The sequence below is a fragment of the Streptomyces sp. NPDC051136 genome (assembly GCF_044455745.1).
In the GTDB taxonomy this organism is placed as follows: domain Bacteria; phylum Actinomycetota; class Actinomycetes; order Streptomycetales; family Streptomycetaceae; genus Streptomyces.
The window spans coordinates 245,554-261,944 of the sequence record NZ_JBITFE010000011.1 but is presented as its reverse complement, the minus strand read 5'-3'; the positions used below and the strand labels follow the sequence as shown (position 1 = coordinate 261,944).

The window sequence follows — 16,391 nt, the reverse complement described above, 5'->3', positions numbered from 1 at the left end:
CGCGGAGGCCGCCGGAGGGCTCAGGCCTTCGCCGGCGGCGTCGACGGGCCGCCGGTGGCCGCCCGCCGCACCAGCTTCAGGTACCGGTCCCAGTCCCAGTGCGGCCCCGGGTCGGTGTGGTCGGTCCCGGGCACCTCCACGTGGCCGAGGACGTGCTCCCGGTCCACGGGTATGTCGTAGCGCGCGCAGATGCCCGCCGTCAGCCGCGCGGAGGCGGCGTACATCGCGTCGGTGAAGTCCCGCGGGCGGTTGACGAAGCCCTCGTGCTCGATGCCGACACTGCGTTCGTTGTAGTCGCGGTTGCCCGCGTGGTACGCCACGTCCAGCTCGCGGATCATCTGGGTGACGCGCCCGTCCTGCCCCACGATGTAGTGCGCGGCCGCCTGGTGCCCCGGGTCCTGGAAGGCGCGCACCGCACTGGCGAAACTGCCCTGGGTGACGTGGACGATCACCATGTCGATGCCGTAGTCGTCCGGCCGGTCCGCCCGCCGCCAGTTGGCGTCCGAGGCGGCCACCCAGCGCGCGCCCGCGTAGTCGACGGCGCCCTCCTCGCGGGGCCGGTCCACCCCCGGCGTCCGCCACCACAGGCGGGACAGCTCGTCGCGGGCCAGCACGGCGGTGCCCGCGGCCGCCGCCGCACCGCCGACGATCAGCGCCCGCCGGCCGATGCGCCGGTCACCGTCCGCCGGGCCGCCGCCCGCGGATCCGCCCGAGGATCCCTGCTTCGCCCCCATACGATCTTCAACGCATACTCGCGCGCTCCGGTTCCCGCCTCCCCGTACCCTGGAGGGGTTATGACTGAGACCCCGCAGCGCACCCGTCCCCTCCGCGTCCTCGCCGCCATGTCGGGCGGAGTCGACTCCGCCGTCGCCGCCGCCCGCGCGGCCGAGGCGGGGCACGACGTGACCGGCGTCCACCTGGCGCTCTCCGCGAACCCGCAGTCCTTCCGCACGGGCGCCCGGGGCTGTTGCACCATCGAGGACTCGCGCGACGCCCGCCGCGCCGCCGACGTCATCGGCATCCCGTTCTACGTGTGGGACCTCGCCGACCGCTTCCGGGAGGACGTGGTCGAGGACTTCGTCGCCGAGTACGAGGCGGGCCGGACCCCCAACCCGTGCCTGCGCTGCAACGAGAAGATCAAGTTCGCCGCGCTGCTCGACAAGGCGCTGGCCCTCGGGTTCGACGCCGTCTGCACCGGCCACTACGCCCAGGTGGTCCTGCGCGAGGACGGCGTCCGCGAGCTGCACCGCGCCTCCGACATGGCCAAGGACCAGAGCTACGTCCTCGGCGTGCTCGACGACCGGCAGCTCGCCCACGCGATGTTCCCGCTCGGCGACACGGTCACCACCAAGGACGAGATCCGCGCGGAGGCCGAGCGCCGGGGCCTCGCGGTGGCCAAGAAGCCCGACTCGCACGACATCTGCTTCATCGCCGACGGCGACACCCAGGGCTTCCTCGCCGGCCGGCTGGGCAAGGCCGAGGGCGACATCGTCGACGAGGCGGGCAACCGGCTCGGCACGCACGAGGGCGCCTACGGCTACACCATCGGCCAGCGCAAGGGCCTCAGGATCGGCACCCCGGCCCCCGACGGCAAGCCGCGCTACGTCCTGGACATCTCCCCGGTGGACAACACCGTGACGGTCGGCCCGGCCGAGGCCCTCGACGTCGACGCCCTGCGCGCGATCAAGCCCCGCTGGTGCGGCGCCGCCCCCACCGGGCCCGGCACGTACACCGCCCAGCTCCGCGCCCACGGCGGCGAGACCGAGGTCCGCGCCGAACTGGTCGACGGCACCCTGGAGGTGACGTTCACCGAGCCGGTGCGCGGGGTCGCCCCCGGCCAGGCGATCGTGCTGTACGACGGCACGCGCGTGGTGGGCTCGGCGACCATCGCGTCCACGACGCGCGCGACGGCCGGCGCGGCCTGAGCCGCCCGGCGGGCGCCGCGGCGGCATCCTCGTGCGTGTCGGCGGGCCCGGTGGGGTTTCCGCAGTACGGCCGTCCTCGACGTGCGCAACGGCCGGGGCGTGTGCCGTCCGGCGGGCGCTGCGGCGGCACCTCGTGCCGGTCGGCTCGGCCGGTCCGGTAGGGAACTTGCCCCGGCACCGGGGCGCGCGACGGCGGGCGCGGTCCCGGCCGTCCGGCGGGAGCGGGGCGGCACCCCGTCCCCACCGGCTCAGCCCGCGAGGAACTCCGCCAGCACCGGTGCCAGGACGCCCGGTTCCACCATGTGGGTCTGCCCCTCCACGGCGGCGTACCTCCCGTCCGGGGCCGCCCCGGCGATCGCGCGGGCGGCCTCGTGCCACCACGCGTCGCTCGCGCCGCCCGCGAGGGCCAGCAGGGGAGCGGTGACCGAGGCGATCGCGGACGTGGGCACCCGGCCGTCGCCCATCACGGCGTCGTCGTACGCCAGGCTGGGCGCCACCGACTCCATCCCCGCCCACATCGGGGACTGCCTGGCCCCCCGGATCATCTCCTCGCCCAGCCCGGTACGGCGCAGGAACAGCTCCACGGCGTCCCCGCGCCGGCCCGCCCCGAGGGCCTCGGCCAGCCGCTCGGTGTACTCCGCCCCGGCCCGCACGGCCTCGTCGTCCCCGGCGTACGGCACCTCGTACACGGCGACCCGGCGCACCGGCAGCCCGCTCGCCGCCGCCCGGAGCACCAGCGCGCCGCCCGACGACATGCCGAACAGCGACGCCTCGCCGCCCAGCGCGTCGATCAGCGCCGCCAGGTCCTCGACCTCGCGTTCCACCGCGTAGGGCGCCGTGTCACCGCTCTCGCCGCGCCCCCGGCGGTCGTACACGACGACGTCGAAACGGTCCGACAGCTCGGCGGCCAGCGGCGCCATCGTGGCACCCGTCGACATCGCGCCGCTGACGAGCACGACCGCCGGCCCGCTCCCGGAGCGCCGGTAGGCGATGCCGGTGCCGTCGCGCGAAACAGTCTTCTTCTCCATGCCTGTGCAGACTGCCCTACGGCACGCGAATCATCGGTCAGGACACGGACGGCCCGGCCGTCGCCTCAGGACACCTCGACCTCGTAGAAGCAGAGATGGTCCTTGATCTCCGCCACCTCGGGCTTCGGATCGGGGTACGCCCAGACGAGGTCCGCCGCGTCCGGCAGCGACCAGTAGGAGGCGTCCCCCTTGAAGGGGCAGTGGGTGGTCGTGCCGGACGGCGTCAGCAGGTCGAGGCGCACGTCCTGGGGCGGGATGTAGTACCGGTCGGGACAGCCCGTCTCGTGCAGGACGAACGCCCCGTCGCTCTCCGCCAGCACCTGCCCGCCGTGCACCACGCGCACGTGCCGGTCGCTCGGTTCGACGGTGATGCGGTGTCCCTTGAGTCCCCTGAGTCCCTTGGTCACGATCGTCCTCCCGGAGGCAGTGCTGTCCGTAGTGGTCTCCTTCACTGGAGCGCGCACGGACGCCGGGTTCTTCCCGTTCCGGCCGGGCCGTACCGTTGAGCCATGAACATCTGTGTCTTCCTCTCCGCCGCCGACCTCGACGAGCGCTACACGCGTCCCGCCAAGGAGTTCGGCGGACTGCTCGGCAAGGGCGGCCACACCCTCGTCTGGGGCGGCTCCGACACCGGTCTGATGAAGGTCGTCGCCGACGGCGTGCAGGAGTCGGGCGGACGGCTGCTCGGGGTCTCGGTGGACTTCCTGGCGGCGAAGGCGCGCGAGGGCGCCGACGAGATGGTGATCGCGAAGGACCTGGCCGAGCGCAAGCGGCTGCTGCTGGAGAAGGCCGACGCCGTCGTCATCATGGTGGGCGGCACCGGCACGCTCGACGAGGCGACCGAGATCCTGGAGCTGAAGAAGCACGGGCACACCGACAAGCCGGTCGTCCTGCTGAACACCGCGGGCTTCTACGACGGTCTGCGGGAGCAGTTCCGCCGCATGGAGGACGAGGGCTTCCTGCCCCGCCCCCTCACCGAGCTGGTGTTCTTCGCCGAGGAGCCGGTCGGCGCGCTCGCCTACCTGGAGGAGAGCCAGGGCATCGAGTGAGGCGCCGGTGATGCGAGCATGGCGGGCATGGCTACACATGTGATCACCGGAGCTGGCTCCGGCATCGGCGCGGCCGTCGCCCGCCGCCTGCACGAGCGCGGCGACGACATCGTGCTGCACGCGCGCGACGCGGGCCGCGCGAAGGAACTGGCCGCCGCGTTCCCCGGCGCGAAGACGCTGGTCGGCGACCTCTCCGACCCGGGCAAGCTGTCCTGGGCCCTCTCCCACCAGAGCCTGCCCGACCGGGTGGACTCGCTGCTGCACATCGCCGGCGTCGTCGACCTCGGACCGGTCGGCGACCTCACCCCGAAGACCTGGATCAACCAGCTCAACGTCAACCTGGTCGCCCCCGCCGAACTGACCCGCCTCCTGCTGCCCCAGCTCCGCGTCGCCCAGGGCCAGGTGCTCTTCGTCAACTCCGGCTCCGGCCTCAACGCCCACGCCGGCTGGGCCGCGTACGGCGCCTCCAAGCACGGCCTGAAGGCCCTGGCCGACGCCCTGCGCCAGGAGGAGCACGGCAACGGCGTGCGCGTCACCTCGGTCTACCCGGGCCGCACCGCCAGCCCCATGCAGGCGAAGGTCCACCAGCAGGAGGGCAAGGAGTACGACCCGGCGAAGTGGATCGACCCCGAGTCCGTCGCCACCACGATCCTGATGGCCCTGGACCTGCCGAGGGACGCGGAGGTCAACGACCTGACGGTGCGCCCGGGGCGGTGACGGCCGCTTAGGCTGGCCGGGTGAGCGACAACAGCCAGACCAGCCCCCGCTTCGGTCCCGCCACCGGCGTCGGCAGCCTCCCGGGCCAGGACGCCCGAGAGGCCGCCAAGACCGCCACCGGCAGCTTCGAGGACTTCCCCTTCCTTCCCGAACTGCCCGCCCGCGGCCCCGGCGCCGACATGATCGGCCGCACCGCGGGGATGCTCGTCGAGCTGTACGCGCGCGTGGAGCCCAGCGGCTGGCGGCTCGGCGACCGGCCCGGGCGGGACACCAAGCGGGCCCGGGCCTGGCTCGGGGAGGACCTCGACGCCCTGGAGGAGTTCACCCAGGGCTACGAGGGGCCGCTCAAGGTCCAGGCCGTCGGCCCGTGGACCCTCGCTGCCGCCCTGGAACTGCGAGGCGGCGAGGCGGTCCTCTCCGACCCCGGCGCCTGCCGCGACCTCGCCGCCTCGCTCGCCGAGGGCCTGCGCCTGCACCTGGCCGAGCTGCGCCGCCGGGTGCCCGGCGCCCGGCCCGTGCTCCAGCTCGACGAACCCTCCCTGACCGCCGTGCTGCGCGGCCAGGTGCGCACCGCGAGCGGCTACCGCACCCACCGGGCCGTCGACCGCCAGGTGGTGGAGGCGACACTGCGCGAGGTCGCCGGGGTGCAGGACGGCGGCCCCGTCGTGGTCCACTCCTGCGCACCGGACGTGCCGTTCGCCCTGCTGCGCCGGGCCGGCGTCGCGGGCGTCTCCTTCGACTTCTCGCTGCTCACCGAGCGTGACGACCACGCGATCGGTGAGGCCGTCGAGGGCGGCACCCGGCTGTTCGCCGGTGTCGTGCCGGGCACGGACTCCGCATTGTCAGACCCTGCCGGTAGCGTCATGGGTGTCAGAACGCTGTGGCGCAGGCTGGGGCTGCGACCGGAGCTGCTCGCGGAGGCGGTCACCGTCACTCCGGCATGCGGACTCGCGGGCGCCTCTCCGGAGTACGCCCGGCGCGCGCTCGCCCACTGCGTCCGGGCGGCGAGATCCCTCGCGGACAACCCAGAGTAACGGGAGGACCATACGGTGGCCGGCGACAAGCAGGGCGACAAGCAGGCGGAGACGACCAGCGTGCCCGCCGAGGCGCGGGAGCGGCACGTGCAGCTCGCCGAGCAGATCGAGGAGCACCGCTTCCGGTACTACGTGAACGACGCTCCCGTGGTCAGCGACGCGGAGTTCGACCGGTTGCTGCGCAGCCTGGAGGAGCTGGAGGAGCGGTACCCGGAGCTGCGCACCCCCGAGTCCCCGACCCAGAAGGTCTCCGGCTCCTACGCGACCGAGTTCACGGCCGTGCAGCACCCCACCCGGATGCTCTCCCTGGACAACACCTTCAACGACGACGAGCTGGCCGCCTGGTTCGACCGCATCGCCCGGGAGCTGGGCGAGCAGGAGTACCACTTCCTGTGCGAGCTGAAGGTCGACGGACTCGCCGTCAACCTCACCTACGAGCGCGGCCGCCTCGTCCGCGCCGCCACCCGCGGCGACGGCCGCACGGGCGAGGACATCACGCCCAACGTCCGCACCATCGCGGAGATCCCCGAGCGCCTGGCGGGCGAGAAGGTCCCCGACCTCGTGGAGATCCGGGGCGAGGTCTACTTCCCGATGGAGAAGTTCCAGGAGCTCAACGCCCGGTTGAACGAGGCGGGGGACAAGCCCTTCGCCAACGCGCGCAACGCGGCGGCCGGTTCGCTGCGCCAGAAGGACCCGCGCGTCACCGCCTCCCGCCCGCTGCACATGGTGGTCCACGGCATCGGCATCCTGGAGGGCTACTCGGGCCTGACCCGCCTCTCCCAGGCGTACGACCTGCTGAAGACCTGGGGCCTGCCCACCTCCCCGCACAACAGGGTGGTCGACGGCCTGGACGGCGTACGCGAGTTCATCGCCTACTACGGCGAGAACCGGCACTCCGTCGCGCACGAGATCGACGGCGTCGTCGTCAAGCTCGACGAGATCCGCCTCCAGGGCCGGCTCGGCTCCACGGCCCGCGCGCCCCGCTGGGCCATCGCCTACAAGTACGCGCCGGAGGAGGTCAACACCAAGCTCCTCGACATCAAGGTGGGCGTCGGCCGCACCGGCCGCGTCACCCCGTACGCGCAGGTCGAGCCGGTCACGGTGGCCGGCAGCGAGGTGGAGTTCGCCACCCTGCACAACCAGGAGGTCGTCAAGGCCAAGGGCGTGCTCATCGGCGACACCGTGGTGCTGCGCAAGGCCGGTGACGTGATCCCGGAGATCCTCGGGCCGGTCGCCGACCTCAGGGACGGCAGCGAGCGGGAGTTCGTGATGCCGGCCGAGTGCCCCGAGTGCGGGACGCCGCTGCGGGCCATGAAGGAGGGCGACATCGACCTCCGCTGCCCCAACGCCCGCAAGTGCCCGGCGCAGTTGCGCGGGCGGCTGTCCTACCTCGCCGGGCGGGAGTGCCTGGACATCGAGCACTTCGGTGACGTCGTGGCCGCCGCGCTGACCGCGCCGCTGGAGCCGGCCGAGCCCCCGCTGGTGGACGAGGGCGACCTCTTCGACCTCACCGTCGAGAAGCTGCTGCCCATCAAGGCGTACGTCCTCGACCCGGACAGCGGGCTGCCCAAGCGGGACCCGAAGACCGGCGAGGAGAAGATCGCCACGGTCTTCGCCAACAAGGAGGGCGAGCCGAAGAAGAACACCCTCGCCCTGCTGAAGTACATCGAGGAGGCCAAGGCCCGCCCGCTCGCCCGCTTCATCAACGGCCTCTCCATCCGGTACGTCGGACCGGTCGCCGCCCAGGCCCTGGCCCGGGAGTTCCGCTCGATCGACCGCATCGAGCAGGCCACCGAGGAGGAGCTGGCGAGCACGGACGGGGTGGGCGGCACCATCGCCACCGCCGTCAAGGAGTGGTTCGCCGTGGACTGGCACCGCGAGATCGTCCGGAAGTGGAAGGCGGCCGGAGTCCCGCTGGAGGACCGTTCGACGGGGGAGGACGAGGGTCCGCGGCCGCTCGAAGGGCTCACCGTCGTCGTCACCGGCACCCTGGAGAACTTCACCCGGGACGGTGCCAAGGAGGCCCTGCAGAACGGCGGCGCCAAGGTGACCGGATCGGTGTCCAAGAAGACGTCGTTCGTCGTGGTCGGTGACAACCCCGGGTCGAAGTACGACAAGGCGATGCAATTGAAGGTTCCGGTTCTGAACGAGGACGGCTTCGTCGTTCTGCTCGAACAAGGGGCCGAGGCGGCGGCGGGTGTCGCGCTTTCGGCTGAGGAATAGCGGTTGAAGGCCGCCCGATCGGCGCATATCAGATGCATACGGGTGGCCGGGTGGCATTCGGGCAACCGTCGACGACCAGTGCCCCTGGAAGCCTTCCGCGGCCTACTGTTGAGGTGTGCGCCCGCCGTGCCCAGCTGCGGTCGGGGCGCCCCCCTGCCCCGAGCGACAGGGGGAGGGGACTTCGACGCGGAGCCGTTGAAGGTGGTCGAGGCGGGGGCCGTGTGGTGTGGGCACCGCCGGCTGTGAGAGGGACGGGAATGGAACCGACCGAGAGCGCCGCCGCGGGCTCACGGCTGAGCCTGCGTCGCAGAGTGGGCGCGTGGCACGTGAGCCTGAGGCCCGGGCAACGCGCCGGTGGCGCCCCGCATCCCACGGCGGGCACCCGCATGCCGCCGCCCGCCGGACCCACCGCCGGCCCGGCCGACCCGGACGGTGAACGGCACCTGTCCTGGCCCGCGTTGCCCGCGGCGATCGTCGCGACCGCCGCCTTCGTCCTGGGCGCCGGTTTCTACCGGGCGTTCAGCGACGGCCACGCCCTCTTCCCGTCCGGCACCGTCGGCTGGTCCCTGGCCGTGCTGGCCGGCATCGTCGTCGGCCACCTGGTCATGCTCGGCCGCTCCCGCTGGTGGGGCGGCACCGGCTCGGGCGCCGCCCTCACCCTCGCCGTCCTGCTGCTGTACGGCTGGCTGCCGGCCGGCATGGTCAGCCTCACCGTCGTCGTGCTGGTCGGCATAGCCCGGCGGGGCCCCTGGCGGCACGGCGTCGTGCACGGCGCGGTGGACATCCTGGGCATCGCCGCGGGTGCCCTGCTGCTCGGCGTCTGCGGCTCCGTACCGTCCGTCGAGCAGCCCTGGGACCCCGACACCTGGGGTGTGTACGCGGTGCCCAAGGTGGTGCTCGTCGCCGTCGCCTACCTCGCCGTCACCCGCGCCCTGCTGTGGTACGTGCAGACCCCGCGCCCCGGGCTGCCCACAGTCGCCCGCACCGCCCTGGTCCGGCAGGGCCTGCTCGCCGTCGCTCTGCTCGGCATCGCCCCGCTGGTCTGCGTCGTCGCCGTCGCCAAGCCGCTGCTGCTGCCGCTGTTCGCCATCCCGCTCATCGCCCTCGACTCCACGCTGTGGATCGCCCGCGCCCGTGCCGAGGAGCAGTTGCGCGACCCGCTCACCGGCCTGCCCAACCGGCAGTGGCTCCTGGAGCGCACCTGGAGCGCGCTGGACGACGCCGAGCGCATCGGCGCCCGTGCCGCCCTCATGCTGATCGACCTCGACCGTTTCCGGTCGGTCAACGACACGCTCGGGCACCTCGCCGGTGACCGGTTGCTGCTGCAGACCGCCGACCGGCTGCGGCAGGCCCTGCCGCGCGGAGCGGAGGCCGCGCGGCTCGGCGGGGACGAGTTCGCCGTCTTACTCCCCGTCGCCGACTCCACCACGTCGGCGACCCGGATCGCCCGGGGGCTGGTGTCCGCGCTCAGTTCCCCGATGGACCTGGACGGTCTCACCCTGGTCCTGGAGGCCAGCGCGGGCGTCGCGGTCTTCCCCGACCACGCGCTGGACGCCGAGGGCCTGCTGCGCCGCGCGGACGTGGCGATGTACCAGGCGAAGCGGGACCGCACCGGCGTGGAGGTCTACGAGTCCAAGCGGGACTCCAACACCCCCGACCGGCTCGGCCTCCTGGGCGACCTGCGCCGCGCCCTGGACGCCCACGAGGTGCAGCTGCACTACCAGCCCAAGGTCCGCTTCGACGGACAGGTCGCCGGCCTGGAGGCCCTGGTGCGCTGGGTGCACCCCGAGCGCGGCAAGGTCCCCCCGGACGAGTTCATAGCCATCGCCGAGTCGTCCGGGCTGATGCCCCACCTCACCGAGTACGTCCTGGAGACCGCGCTCGGCCAGGTCGCCCGGTGGCGCTCCCAGGGCCTGTTCGTGCCGGTCGCGGTCAACGTCTCCCCGCGCGACGTGCACACCCCCGGCTTCGCGGGCTCCGTGGCCGCGCGGCTCGCCCGGCACGGCGTTCCCGCGGGAGCGCTCCAACTCGAGATCACCGAGCACGTCCTGCTGGAGGACCCGCAACGTGCGGCCGACACCCTCAACGCGCTGACCGGGCACGGCGTGAAGATGTCCCTGGACGACTTCGGCACCGGCTACTCGTCCCTGGTCCACCTGCGCAGGCTCCCCGTCAGCGAGCTGAAGATCGACCGCTCGTTCGTGGCCCGGCTGGCCATCGACAACGAGGACGCCGAGATCGTGCGCTGCACCGTCGACCTCGCCCATTCGCTGGGCCTGCTCGTCGTCGCCGAGGGCGTGGAGGACGACGAGACCTGGGAGCGCCTGCGCGACCTGGGCTGCGACGCCGTACAGGGCTGGCTGGTCGCGGCCGCGATGCCGCCCGAGGAGACCACCGCCTGGCTGCTCGCCCGGGGTTCGCGGGGCTGGGTCCGGACCGCCGCCGCACTCCCGGCAGCGGCGAGCGACGAGTGACCTGACCCGGACCCGCACCACACCCGTGCCGGCCGGCAGACTCCTCCGCCCCGCCTCCCGCGTCGGCCGACCGGGCCGTCCCCCGGCCGGACCGGGGTGGACCCGGGAGGGTGGCCCGGGGCCTGTGGCCAGCGGCCGGGACGTACCGCTGGCCGGCGGCCCGCTCCACCACGCCCGCCGGCCGGCCGACTCGCCCGTCCCCGACTCCCGCGTCCACCGACCGGGCCGTCCCCCGGCCGGGGACCAGGGCCGAAACCCGTGACCCTGGCGCGGGCGGCCCGGCAGGGACGGTGCCGTCGTGCCGCGTGGCTCCGGGCCGCCGCCGTGGTGCGACCGCGGACCGCGGTGCCGTGCCGCGCGACCCGTGGCGTTGCCGTGCCGCGAGGCTCCGGACTGACGCCGGACGCGCCGCTCGACGCCGTTCAGCTCGCGCTGCTCCCCGGTGCGAAGCGTCCGATCAGCAGGGCGAGTCGCCGGTCGTGGGCCTCCTGCGGGAGCCGGCCGCTGCGCATCAGCGTCACCAGCCCGTGCAGCCCCGCCCAGAACGTCTCCGTGAGCAGCCCCAGGTCCTCCCCCTCGCCCGCGACGGCCTCCACGGCCCGCAGCATCTCGCCGAACGCCTCCTGGAGCGGCGCCGGCGCCTCGGGAGTGGCGAACGGCAGGTCCACCAGGTGCGTGAACATCGCGTCGTAGAGCGCGGGCCGCCGGCGTCCGAAGTCCGTGTACGCCCGGCCGATCGCCGCCAGCGTCGCCCGCGCCCCCTCGGCCGCCGCCGTCGACTCCCGCAGCTCGACCGTCAGCTCCTCGCAGCCCCGTACCGCGACCGCCGCCATGATCGCGCCCTTGCCCTTGAAGTGGCTGTACAGGACCGGCTGGCTGTACTCGATCTCGGCGGCCAGCCGACGCGTGGTGACCGCGTCCCAGCCCTCCGCCTCGGCCAGGTCCCGCGCGGCCGTCACGATGAGCCGCTCACGTTCCGCTCGTTCGCGCTCCCGGCGCGTCTGGATCGTCATGACTTGGATTCTAGCAGCGCTAGTCATTTTGTCGATGCTCTGCTAGCGTCACTCTTGTCACTAGCGCTGCTAGCAAGGAGTGGTCATGACCATCACCGCGTACACCCTGGCCGTCGTGCTCAACCTGTTCTGCCTGTTCCTCGGCTACCGCTTCCTGTTCCAGCCCGGCCCGGCCGCCGCCGGCTACGGCGTCCCGGCCGACCCCGGCGGCGACGCCGGCGCCTACCTGACGATCAAGGGCATCCGGGACGGCACGCTCGGCGTGGTGGGACTGGCGCTGCTGGCCTTCGCCGGCGCCCGCCCCGAGGCGTGGTTCATGCTCTGCGTCGCCCTGATACCGCTGGCGGACACGATCGTCGTGCTGCGCCACGGGGGTGAGAAGGCGGTGGCCTTCGGGATCCACTTCGCCACCGCGGTCGTTGTCCTGATCAGTGCCGGGCTGCTCTTCGCGGTCTGAGCCCGCGCCGCCCCGCACGGCCGTCCGTCACCCCGCCCCAGGAGGTCTTGGCATGTCGCTGTTCGTTCCGAAGTTCGACGAGTCCGTGATCGTCCGCGAGGCCGAGGCCGAAGTCGTAGGGCGCGCGCCCACCACCGTGCGCCTGCTGGCCGACAGCAGTTCCACCGGCGGCGCCCTGTCCACCCAGCGCGTCACCCTCACCGCCGGCGCCGCCGGCGCCGCACCGCACTGGCACGACCGCTCCGCCGAGATGTTCTTCCTGCTCGACGGAGCCGCCGACATCCTCTCCGGCGACGAGGTCCTCACCGCGGGCCCCGGCGACCTCGTCGTCGTCCCGCCGGGCAGACCGCACGCCTTCGCCGCCGTACCCGGAGCTGACGCCGACCTGCTCATCGTCCTCACACCCGGCACCGAACGCTTCGAGTACTTCCGTCACCTGCGGCGCATCGCCCTCGGCGAAGCCACCCGGGAGAGCCTGCTGGAGGTGCAGGAGCGGTACGACAACCACTTCCTGAGCAGCACGGCCTGGGACGCGCGGCGCCGTGGAGCCGCTCCCGGGGAAACCGTTTAACGGCCACGGTGCCCGGCCCCATAGGATTGGGCCAAACCGATCGGGCCGACGCGACGGGGACAAGCGACTTGTCCCGGCCGACGTGCCCCGACCACACACTCACCCAGAGGAACGCTGCATGCCTGGCATCACGCGCGAGGAGGTCGCCCACCTCGCCCGGCTGGCGCGTCTGGAGCTGAAGCCCGAAGAGCTCGAGCACTTCGCGGGACAGCTGGACGACATCATCGGCGCGGTCGCCCGCGTCAGCGAGGTCGCCGACCAAGACGTACCGCCGACCTCGCACCCGCTCCCGCTGACGAACGTCATGCGGCCGGACGAGGTCCGTCCGTCGCTCACGCCCGAGCAGGCGCTCTCCGGCGCCCCGGCCCAGGAGCAGCAGCGTTTCAAGGTGCCGCAGATCCTGGGGGAGGAGTAACCGCCATGAGCGACATCATCAAGCTCACCGCGGCCGAGATCGCCGCGAAGATCGCCTCCGGCGAGCTGACCGCGGTCGAGGTCACCGAGGCCCACCTGGCCCGCATCGAGGCCGTCGACGAGAAGGTGCACGCCTTCCTGCACGTCGACCGCGAGGGAGCCCTCGCCCAGGCCCGCGCGGTGGACGCCAAGCGCGAGCGCGGCGAGAAGCTCGGCCCGCTGGCCGGCGTCCCCCTCGCGCTCAAGGACATCTTCACCACCGAGGGCATCCCCACCACCGTCGGCTCGAAGATCCTCGAAGGCTGGATCCCGCCGTACGACGCGACCGTCACCCAGCGCCTGAAGGCCGCCGACGTCGTCATCCTCGGCAAGACCAACATGGACGAGTTCGCCATGGGGTCCTCCACCGAGAACAGCGCCTACGGCCCGACCGGCAACCCCTGGGACCTCACCAAGATCCCCGGCGGCTCCGGCGGCGGCTCCTCCGCGGCCCTCGCCGCCTTCCAGGCCCCGCTCGCCATCGGCACCGACACCGGCGGCTCCATCCGCCAGCCCGCGGCCGTCACCGGCACGGTCGGCGTCAAGCCGACGTACGGCGGCGTCTCCCGCTACGGCATGGTGGCCTTCTCGTCCTCCCTCGACCAGGGCGGCCCCTGTGCCCGCACGGTCCTGGACGCGGCCCTGCTGCACGAGGTGATCGCCGGGCACGACCCCATGGACTCCACCTCCATCGACGCCCCGGTCCCGGCCGTCGTCGAGGCCGCGCGCAACGGCAGCGTCGACGGCATGCGCGTCGGCGTCGTCAAGCAGTTCCGCGGCGAGGGCTACCAGGCCGGTGTCGTGCAGCGCTTCGACGAGTCGGTCGAACTGCTGAAGTCGCTGGGCGCCGAGATCGTCGAGCTGGACTGCCCGTCCTTCGACCTGGCGCTCTCCGCGTACTACCTGATCGCGCCCTCCGAGTGCTCCTCCAACCTCGCCCGCTTCGACGGCCTGCGCTACGGCGCGCGCGTCGGCGACGACGGCACGCACTCCGCCGAGGACGTCACCTCCCTCACCCGCGAGGCCGGTTTCGGCCCCGAGGTCAAGCGCCGCATCATGCTCGGCACGTACGCCCTGTCGAGCGGGTACTACGACGCGTACTACGGCAGCGCGCAGAAGGTCCGCACCCTCATCAAGCAGGAGTTCGAGCGGGCCTTCGAGCAGGTCGACGTGATCGTCTCCCCGACGACCCCGACCACCGCCTTCGCGATCGGCGAGCGCGCCGACGACCCGATGGCGATGTACCTGGCCGACCTGTGCACCATCCCCACCAACCTGGCGGGCAACGCGGCCATGTCGTTGCCCTGCGGCCTCGCCCCCGAGGACAACCTGCCGGTGGGTCTGCAGATCATCGCCCCCGCCATGAAGGACGACCGGCTCTACAAGGTCGGCGCCGCCGTCGAGGCCGCCTTCGTGGAAAAGTGGGGCCACCCGCTGATCGAGGAGGCTCCGTCGCTGTGAGTGCACTGACCAAGGCCAAGGGCTTCAAGAAGTCCAAGTCCGGTCTGTACGTCTCGATGGCCACGTCGGCGTTCGGCGCCGTCGGGGTCTACAAGCAGATCAAGAAGGCCCGGAGCGAGAGCGACACGCTGCGGCTGCTCGACGCCGTCGTCACCGGCGCCGCCGTCGTCACCAACCTCGCCATCCTGTACCGCGAGCTGAAGCGTCTCGGCGACGACGACGTCCTGCTGGGCTGAGAGGGAAGTTTCACCGTGACCACCACGACCGACCTGGTGTCGTACGAGGACGCACTCGCGTCGTACGACCCCGTCATGGGCCTCGAGGTCCATGTCGAACTCGGCACCCACACCAAGATGTTCTGCGGCTGTTCGACCGCACTCGGTGCCGACCCCAACACCCAGACCTGCCCCGTCTGTCTCGGCATGCCCGGCGCGCTCCCGGTCGTCAACGCGACCGGTGTCGAGTCGGCGATCAAGATCGGCCTCGCACTGAACTGCGAGATCGCCGAGTGGTGCCGCTTCGCCCGGAAGAACTACTTCTATCCGGACATGCCGAAGAACTTCCAGACCTCCCAGTACGACGAGCCGATCGCCTTCGACGGCTACCTCGACGTGCAGCTGGAGGACGGGGAGACCTTCCGCGTCCAGATCGAGCGCGCCCACATGGAGGAGGACACCGGCAAGTCGCTGCACGTCGGTGGCGCGACGGGCCGCATCCACGGCGCCTCGCACTCCCTGCTCGACTACAACCGCGCCGGCATCCCGCTCATCGAGATCGTCACCAAGCCGATCGAGGGAGCGGGCGAGCGTGCCCCCGAGGTCGCCCGGGCCTACGTCCGCGAGCTGCGCGAACTCATCCGGGCCCTCGGCGTGTCCGAGGCCCGCATGGAGATGGGCCAGATGCGCTGCGACGTGAACCTGTCGCTGCGCCCGCACGGCCGGGAGAAGTTCGGCACCCGCAGCGAGACGAAGAACGTCAACTCGCTGCGCTCCGTCGAGCGCGCCGCCCGCTTCGAGATCCAGCGGCACGCCGCGGTGCTGAACGACGGCGGCACGATCATCCAGGAGACCCGCCACTTCCACGAGGACACGGGGTCCACCACCTCGGGCCGCGTGAAGGAGGAGGCGGAGGACTACCGGTACTTCCCGGAGCCCGACCTGGTGCCCGTGGCCCCGTCCCGCGAGTGGGTCGAGGAGCTCCGGGCGCAGCTGCCCGAGCTGCCGCTGGTGCGCCGCAACCGGCTCCGCGAGGAGTGGGGCATCTCCGGCAACGACATGCAGTCCATCCTCAACGCCGGAGCGCTCGACCCGATCGTCGCCACCATCGACGCCGGTGCCGACGCGGCCTCCGCCCGCAAGTGGTGGATGGGCGAGCTGGCCCGCAGCGCCAACGAGTCGGGCAAGTCGCTCGACGAGCTGGCCATCACCCCGGTCCAGGTCGCCCGCGTCGCCGAACTGGTGACGAAGGGCGAGCTGAACGACAAGCTGGCCCGCCAGGTCATCCTCGGCGTCCTCGCCGGGGAGGGCACCCCGGACGAGGTCGTCGACAAGCGCGGCCTGAAGGTGGTCTCCGACGAGGGCGCGCTGACCGCCGCCGTCGACGAGGCCATCGCCGGCAACCCGGGCGTCGCGGACAAGATCCGCGGCGGCAAGGTGGCCGCGGCCGGCGCCCTGGTCGGCGCCGTCATGAAGGCGACCCGGGGCCAGGCGGACGCGGCCCGCGTCAAGGAACTGATCCTGGAGAAGCTGGGCGTCACCGAAGGCTGACACCCGGTACATCACGAGCCCTGGGGGGACGCGCCGAGCACGGCGCGTCCCCCCAGGGCCGTTGTTGTGAACAAGCCCACTAAGTCCGCAAAGGATCACTTCTGCCTGCAAGAGTGATGTCGCATCGCTCATGCGTTCTTTGCGGGTCGTTCACCCCACGGACGGCCTTTTCCGGCGTACCCGGCCTTCCGTGTGTTCCCGGTCGAAGATCCACAATCAG

The 16,391-nt window shown here is 72.5% G+C and carries 16 protein-coding genes; 12 read left to right on the top strand and 4 right to left on the bottom strand.

Going from position 1 to position 16,391, the window contains the following annotated elements; all coding sequences use genetic code 11:
* Positions 1-20: 20 nt before the first annotated feature.
* Complete coding sequence (locus ACIBCJ_RS29925) at positions 21-734, bottom strand: N-acetylmuramoyl-L-alanine amidase (RefSeq protein WP_365981168.1); 714 nt, start codon at positions 732-734, stop codon at positions 21-23.
* Between the two features lie 60 nt (positions 735-794).
* Here ACIBCJ_RS29925 and mnmA point away from each other — a divergent pair, with 60 nt between their 5' ends.
* Complete coding sequence (gene mnmA / locus ACIBCJ_RS29920; protein ID WP_362508137.1) at positions 795-1,925, top strand: tRNA 2-thiouridine(34) synthase MnmA; 1,131 nt, start codon at positions 795-797, stop codon at positions 1,923-1,925.
* Between the two features lie 248 nt (positions 1,926-2,173).
* On the opposite strand, the gene ACIBCJ_RS29915 is transcribed toward mnmA, so the two are convergent.
* Together ACIBCJ_RS29915 and ACIBCJ_RS29910 are read right to left on the bottom strand one after the other, a co-directional pair.
* Positions 2,174-2,953 (bottom strand): alpha/beta hydrolase, encoded by a 780-nt coding sequence (locus tag ACIBCJ_RS29915; RefSeq protein WP_362102575.1) that lies wholly within the window; start codon positions 2,951-2,953, stop codon positions 2,174-2,176.
* A 65-nt stretch (positions 2,954-3,018) separates the two neighbouring features.
* The gene (locus tag ACIBCJ_RS29910; protein WP_362102572.1) at positions 3,019-3,360 is read right to left on the bottom strand and encodes a DUF427 domain-containing protein; all 342 of its coding nucleotides are present in this window, start codon (positions 3,358-3,360) and stop codon (positions 3,019-3,021) included.
* A 102-nt stretch (positions 3,361-3,462) separates the two neighbouring features.
* Here ACIBCJ_RS29910 and ACIBCJ_RS29905 point away from each other — a divergent pair, with 102 nt between their 5' ends.
* From ACIBCJ_RS29905 to ACIBCJ_RS29885, 5 genes are all read left to right on the top strand, one after another.
* Positions 3,463-4,002: a TIGR00730 family Rossman fold protein gene (locus ACIBCJ_RS29905; protein WP_365981167.1), complete on the top strand. Its 540-nt coding sequence runs from the start codon at positions 3,463-3,465 to the stop codon at positions 4,000-4,002.
* Positions 4,003-4,029: 27 nt separating this feature from the next.
* On the top strand, positions 4,030-4,719 hold the full coding sequence (locus ACIBCJ_RS29900; protein WP_362102566.1) for an SDR family oxidoreductase: 690 nt from the start codon (positions 4,030-4,032) through the stop codon (positions 4,717-4,719).
* A gap of 20 nt (positions 4,720-4,739) precedes the next feature.
* Positions 4,740-5,753 carry a methionine synthase gene (locus tag ACIBCJ_RS29895; RefSeq protein ID WP_365981166.1) on the top strand — a complete coding sequence of 338 codons (1,014 nt, stop codon included), beginning with the start codon at positions 4,740-4,742 and terminating at the stop codon, positions 5,751-5,753.
* A 15-nt stretch (positions 5,754-5,768) separates the two neighbouring features.
* Entirely contained in the window at positions 5,769-7,976 is a 2,208-nt protein-coding gene (gene ligA, locus ACIBCJ_RS29890) for an NAD-dependent DNA ligase LigA (protein ID WP_362102560.1), read from the top strand.
* 257 nt (positions 7,977-8,233) lie between these two features.
* The gene (locus ACIBCJ_RS29885) at positions 8,234-10,450 is read left to right on the top strand and encodes a bifunctional diguanylate cyclase/phosphodiesterase (RefSeq protein WP_362102557.1); all 2,217 of its coding nucleotides are present in this window, start codon (positions 8,234-8,236) and stop codon (positions 10,448-10,450) included.
* A gap of 422 nt (positions 10,451-10,872) precedes the next feature.
* On the opposite strand, the gene ACIBCJ_RS29880 is transcribed toward ACIBCJ_RS29885, so the two are convergent.
* On the bottom strand, positions 10,873-11,463 hold the full coding sequence (locus ACIBCJ_RS29880; protein ID WP_362508156.1) for a TetR/AcrR family transcriptional regulator: 591 nt from the start codon (positions 11,461-11,463) through the stop codon (positions 10,873-10,875).
* A gap of 85 nt (positions 11,464-11,548) precedes the next feature.
* Between ACIBCJ_RS29880 and ACIBCJ_RS29875 the strand changes: the two genes are divergently transcribed.
* The 6 genes from ACIBCJ_RS29875 (at position 11,549) to gatB (ending at position 16,171) form a co-directional block, all read left to right on the top strand.
* Positions 11,549-11,920: a DUF4267 domain-containing protein gene (locus ACIBCJ_RS29875; RefSeq protein WP_365981165.1), complete on the top strand. Its 372-nt coding sequence runs from the start codon at positions 11,549-11,551 to the stop codon at positions 11,918-11,920.
* Positions 11,921-11,972: 52 nt separating this feature from the next.
* Positions 11,973-12,491, top strand: a complete 519-nt coding sequence (locus ACIBCJ_RS29870) for a cupin domain-containing protein (RefSeq protein ID WP_365981164.1) — start codon at positions 11,973-11,975, stop codon at positions 12,489-12,491.
* 118 nt (positions 12,492-12,609) lie between these two features.
* Entirely contained in the window at positions 12,610-12,906 is a 297-nt protein-coding gene (gatC, locus tag ACIBCJ_RS29865; RefSeq protein WP_003973500.1) for an Asp-tRNA(Asn)/Glu-tRNA(Gln) amidotransferase subunit GatC, read from the top strand.
* 5 nt (positions 12,907-12,911) lie between these two features.
* Complete coding sequence (gatA, locus tag ACIBCJ_RS29860; RefSeq protein WP_362102544.1) at positions 12,912-14,405, top strand: Asp-tRNA(Asn)/Glu-tRNA(Gln) amidotransferase subunit GatA; 1,494 nt, start codon at positions 12,912-12,914, stop codon at positions 14,403-14,405.
* Positions 14,402-14,641 carry a hypothetical protein gene (locus tag ACIBCJ_RS29855; protein WP_133889545.1) on the top strand — a complete coding sequence of 80 codons (240 nt, stop codon included), beginning with the start codon at positions 14,402-14,404 and terminating at the stop codon, positions 14,639-14,641. Before gatA ends, ACIBCJ_RS29855 begins: the two co-directional genes overlap by 4 nt.
* A gap of 15 nt (positions 14,642-14,656) precedes the next feature.
* Positions 14,657-16,171: an Asp-tRNA(Asn)/Glu-tRNA(Gln) amidotransferase subunit GatB gene (gene gatB / locus ACIBCJ_RS29850; RefSeq protein WP_362102540.1), complete on the top strand. Its 1,515-nt coding sequence runs from the start codon at positions 14,657-14,659 to the stop codon at positions 16,169-16,171.
* The last annotated feature ends 220 nt before the right edge of the window (positions 16,172-16,391 follow it).

What these genes read in the sequence shown, in the direction of transcription:
- ACIBCJ_RS29925 (WP_365981168.1), bottom strand. Translation starts at nt 734, where the DNA reads ATGGGGGCGAAGCAGGGATCCTCGGGCGGATCCGCGGGCGGCGGCCCG.
- mnmA (WP_362508137.1), top strand. Translation starts at nt 795, where the DNA reads ATGACTGAGACCCCGCAGCGCACCCGTCCCCTCCGCGTCCTCGCCGCC.
- ACIBCJ_RS29915 (WP_362102575.1), bottom strand. Translation starts at nt 2,953, where the DNA reads ATGGAGAAGAAGACTGTTTCGCGCGACGGCACCGGCATCGCCTACCGG.
- ACIBCJ_RS29905 (WP_365981167.1), top strand. Translation starts at nt 3,463, where the DNA reads ATGAACATCTGTGTCTTCCTCTCCGCCGCCGACCTCGACGAGCGCTAC.
- ACIBCJ_RS29900 (WP_362102566.1), top strand. Translation starts at nt 4,030, where the DNA reads ATGGCTACACATGTGATCACCGGAGCTGGCTCCGGCATCGGCGCGGCC.
- ACIBCJ_RS29885 (WP_362102557.1), top strand. Translation starts at nt 8,234, where the DNA reads ATGGAACCGACCGAGAGCGCCGCCGCGGGCTCACGGCTGAGCCTGCGT.
- ACIBCJ_RS29880 (WP_362508156.1), bottom strand. Translation starts at nt 11,463, where the DNA reads ATGACGATCCAGACGCGCCGGGAGCGCGAACGAGCGGAACGTGAGCGG.
- ACIBCJ_RS29875 (WP_365981165.1), top strand. Translation starts at nt 11,549, where the DNA reads ATGACCATCACCGCGTACACCCTGGCCGTCGTGCTCAACCTGTTCTGC.
- ACIBCJ_RS29870 (WP_365981164.1), top strand. Translation starts at nt 11,973, where the DNA reads ATGTCGCTGTTCGTTCCGAAGTTCGACGAGTCCGTGATCGTCCGCGAG.
- gatC (WP_003973500.1), top strand. Translation starts at nt 12,610, where the DNA reads ATGCCTGGCATCACGCGCGAGGAGGTCGCCCACCTCGCCCGGCTGGCG.
- gatA (WP_362102544.1), top strand. Translation starts at nt 12,912, where the DNA reads ATGAGCGACATCATCAAGCTCACCGCGGCCGAGATCGCCGCGAAGATC.